A 3,449-nucleotide genomic window follows, 5' to 3' on the forward strand; every position below is an offset into this window, starting at 1 on the left:
AGGAAGAGGAACTTCAAACCAAACCTCTGGCTGAATCCATTCAACGTCAGGAGATACCAGAAGAGGAAGAGGAACTTCAAACCAAACCTCTGGCTGAATCCATTCAACGTCAGGAGATGCCAGAAGAGGAAGAGGAACTTCAAATGAAGCCCTTAGTGCAACGCAAGTCAAGTGGGGGTGGAATGGCGGCGACTCCAGAACTAGAACAGTCTATCGCAAGCGCCAAAGGTAGCGGACAACCAATTGCGGATGATGTTCGCCAACCAATGGAACAAGCGTTTGGGGCTGACTTGAGTGGGGTCAAAATACACACCGATTCCAAAGCTGACCACCTCAATCGCTCAGTGGGGGCTCGTGCGTTTACGACGGGTCAAGATGTTTTCTTCCGCCAGGGGGAATATAATCCTGGGAGTAAGGATGGGCAAGAGTTGATGGCTCATGAATTTACCCATGTGCTTCAGCAGACAGCTTCGATTCAGCGTAAGCCAGAAATCGAAGCTACTGAAGATGCGATGGGAGAACATGTCGTAAACCAAGTTAATGCAATCAATCAGGGAGGAACTGCTCATACGGGAATTCATTATGCACATAACTTTCAGCGGAGGGCACAGTTGTACAAACAAGATCCAGTAAACAACTCACGGTACAAGGAGTATGCCGATAAATGGAACGACGATTACTGGAATGGGTATGCTGATCCAAACTACTTTGAACGTTTGGGCTGGATGGATTGGCAACTCAAGCCTATGACGGATGCGTCAGAGGGTATTAAGCGATGGCTCACGGGTGGAACAATTGGTGAGTGTTTAACAGCTCTTATAGCGATTCAAATTGATACGTTGCGTGCGGCGATCGGTGACGATAAGTTTAATGAACGTTACTCCGAGTGGCCGAACAAACCTCCAGGTAATAAGTTGTTGCGTATTAGCCCCAATATAGGGGTTACACCCCTGGCTGATGGGGTAATTGATAGTACAGATGCGGCAAAAAACAATAATAAAGGGACACCAGGCAATCGACCTGTTAAGAAAGGTGAGTGGTACTATTTTTACAATCATCCCAAGTACTTGCTTAAACATCCCGGAGGAGCCTTTCAAGGCGAGAACGCTGTCTGCATGGATGAGACACCAGGAAATCAACTTTGGGCTGGCTTTGGGGTGTCTTCTGTGACTGAAGCAAACATGCTAAATGAGATGAGTCGGGCATATAATGCAATGCGGACAGAAAGGGATTATCAGATAATACTCGAAAGGTTTGCGGCTGATGTTTTGGCAGAAAAGAACTCTGGCAATACATACCAATCCCTTTACGACAAGTATAAAACTCGAATTCCTGATGAATACAAATCGGAATCAAGCACGTTTCCTGACACTGTCACAGTAGAGGATATTTTGAATGCACCAGAGTACACAATAGGCGGTCAAACAAGAAAAGGAGGATTCTTGGTCAGTGTAGGTCTGGCATTAAATCCAAATAAAGTTCAAGAAATACGAAATCAATGAGAGTCAATATATTAATATTTGGTATCTTTGTAATCTATGTGGGTATCACATTTCAAGTATGCAAAGCACAGCCACCTCTCAAACAAGTTGATAGCCAGAAGAAAGTGGTTTTATCATCATATAAATCGGAGCATCCTATGACAAAGCCATCGGTAGAGATAAAGTTCATTGAGAGAAGATTCAGACGTCCACCGATAGTTGATTTGCTGATGGATGTAACATTGCGAAACCATCACGCCCAGCCCTGTTGGTTTCTCTTGCCAGCGACACTTGACTCCTCTTCACCTCTAGGGCAGGGCAGTGTCAATTCAGTTGAAGTATTTGAGCTTGGTGGTCAGGGGCGTGTTGTAGTTGGTCGCTTCTTGGGAACTGCCAACTTCCAGGCTTTTCTTTTGCCGGCAGGTGCTGAGTTAAAGCTACGAGGTTTGCCAATATCTCTTTGGGAAGAAGAAATTGTCAACGGCGTAGAAATAGAAGCAGTAGTAGCTAGCCAGCTTACAGTTGACAGTGAACCAGCGCAAACTTGGTTTGGTATCAATCCGATAAGTGATTTAAAAGCAGAGGTTTCCGAAGATCAAATAAGAAGGTTAGCTTCAAGAAGTACACCGAACCTAGAAGAGGTTCCTGTATCGGTAGTTGAGAAGGAACGTATTCAGCTTCAGGTCATTTTGGGCAAAGATGATCGCCATTGAAGCTAGCTAGTTAGGGGCTGCTGAATAAGTAGTGATGGCTAGGGGAAAATGACTTAAATTAAGAAGTGCGATCGCGTCTTTCTCAATTCCCCCTCAATTATCCTAATTCACGGAGCATTTGACTTAATCACAAATTAGTGCTATATGTCAAGTATATCTCCAGTTAAATTTGGAGGGGGTTATGGGTATCCGGCGACGAATCCGCAAAAAAAGGTCTGGGGAAGACGAGTTTATCCCAGCACCAAGTTCGTTACAGACGCGCTCCTTCGGGAAGGGTATCCAAGCAAGACTTGCTAAGTTACCTGTAGCGAATCTCTTGCAGACGCGCCCTTTTGGTTCCCCCAAACAGACATCCGCTTCATCCAAGGAAACCGCAGATATCCAGACGCAACTGAAACAGACCGAACGTTTTGGGTATAACGCGGCAAATATTCCAGTATTCCCACCTAAGAAACCGAAAACATCAAAAGGAAAAGCGTCTCATATAGATCAAATCATCACCCATAACCATCCCGATGGCACGCCTTTGAATCAGGGTGACATTTTATCCGCGATCGCAAAAGACGCCAAAGAGGTACAAGCCGTGGGTCATTATGGTAAATTTAGCCTACGGCGCAAGGATGATACTTGGCAGATTAGTCAAGAGCAAGTCGCGAGGGCTTATGCTCAAGGGGTTGAGCAGTGGTTGCAAGAATGCCCCAAGGAATTAACCGAACATTATCCAGCGAAAAAAGATATCCCACAAGCGGGAGCAACGTTTAAACAGGATCGGTTTATGGCAAACTATTTTGCCTGCAAAATTTTGGCAGAGCAAAGTAGAGGTGCAGTGGTTTACGAACATCCCGACGAAAAGGAGCTAATCCAAAAACGGGCAAACCTGTACCGTGAGCGCATTGTTGTACCGCTTAAGCGCACCTCCCCGATCAACCCTAATCCGGCGGGTACGAGTCTGGGGACAAAGCTGCAAACCCCCAAATTGATTCGCGATCGCATGGAGTAGTCGTTTGGTTGCGATCGGGTATTATTTATCCTGTTTTGGGCGCAGTGGCGTGGTGATGAATTAAAATTACATCCAGAAACCGTAGGGGCGCATGGCGTGCGCCCATAAAATCGACAAGTCTAATCCATCCTTTTAGCTGTGTTAGTCCAGTAGTCTACAATATCTCTACAATCGATCAAGGGGCAGGGGGGTTTTTTTTGTCATTTATCGGTGGGGAGGGCGGGTTTTGTTGTTCATTTATCGGTGGGGAGGGCG

General features: G+C 45.8%; 3 protein-coding genes. All 3 read left to right on the forward strand.

Annotation, left to right across the window (positions count from 1 at the left end):
• The coding region (locus ACLFWI_RS28520) for an eCIS core domain-containing protein (protein ID WP_446415735.1) at positions 1-1,502 on the forward strand (1,502 nt) is incomplete at its 5' end.
• Complete coding sequence (locus tag ACLFWI_RS28525; RefSeq protein ID WP_446415736.1) at positions 1,499-2,194, forward strand: hypothetical protein; 696 nt, start codon at positions 1,499-1,501, stop codon at positions 2,192-2,194. The genes ACLFWI_RS28520 and ACLFWI_RS28525, both read left to right, overlap by 4 nt.
• A gap of 181 nt (positions 2,195-2,375) precedes the next feature.
• Complete coding sequence (locus tag ACLFWI_RS28530; RefSeq protein ID WP_446415737.1) at positions 2,376-3,194, forward strand: hypothetical protein; 819 nt, start codon at positions 2,376-2,378, stop codon at positions 3,192-3,194.
• Positions 3,195-3,449: the final 255 nt, after the last annotated feature.

It is taken from the genome of Coleofasciculus sp. (assembly GCF_046539235.1).
Lineage (GTDB): Bacteria > Cyanobacteriota > Cyanobacteriia > Cyanobacteriales > Coleofasciculaceae > Coleofasciculus.

What these genes read in the sequence shown, in the direction of transcription:
- ACLFWI_RS28525 (WP_446415736.1), top strand. Translation starts at nt 1,499, where the DNA reads ATGAGAGTCAATATATTAATATTTGGTATCTTTGTAATCTATGTGGGT.
- ACLFWI_RS28530 (WP_446415737.1), top strand. Translation starts at nt 2,376, where the DNA reads ATGGGTATCCGGCGACGAATCCGCAAAAAAAGGTCTGGGGAAGACGAG.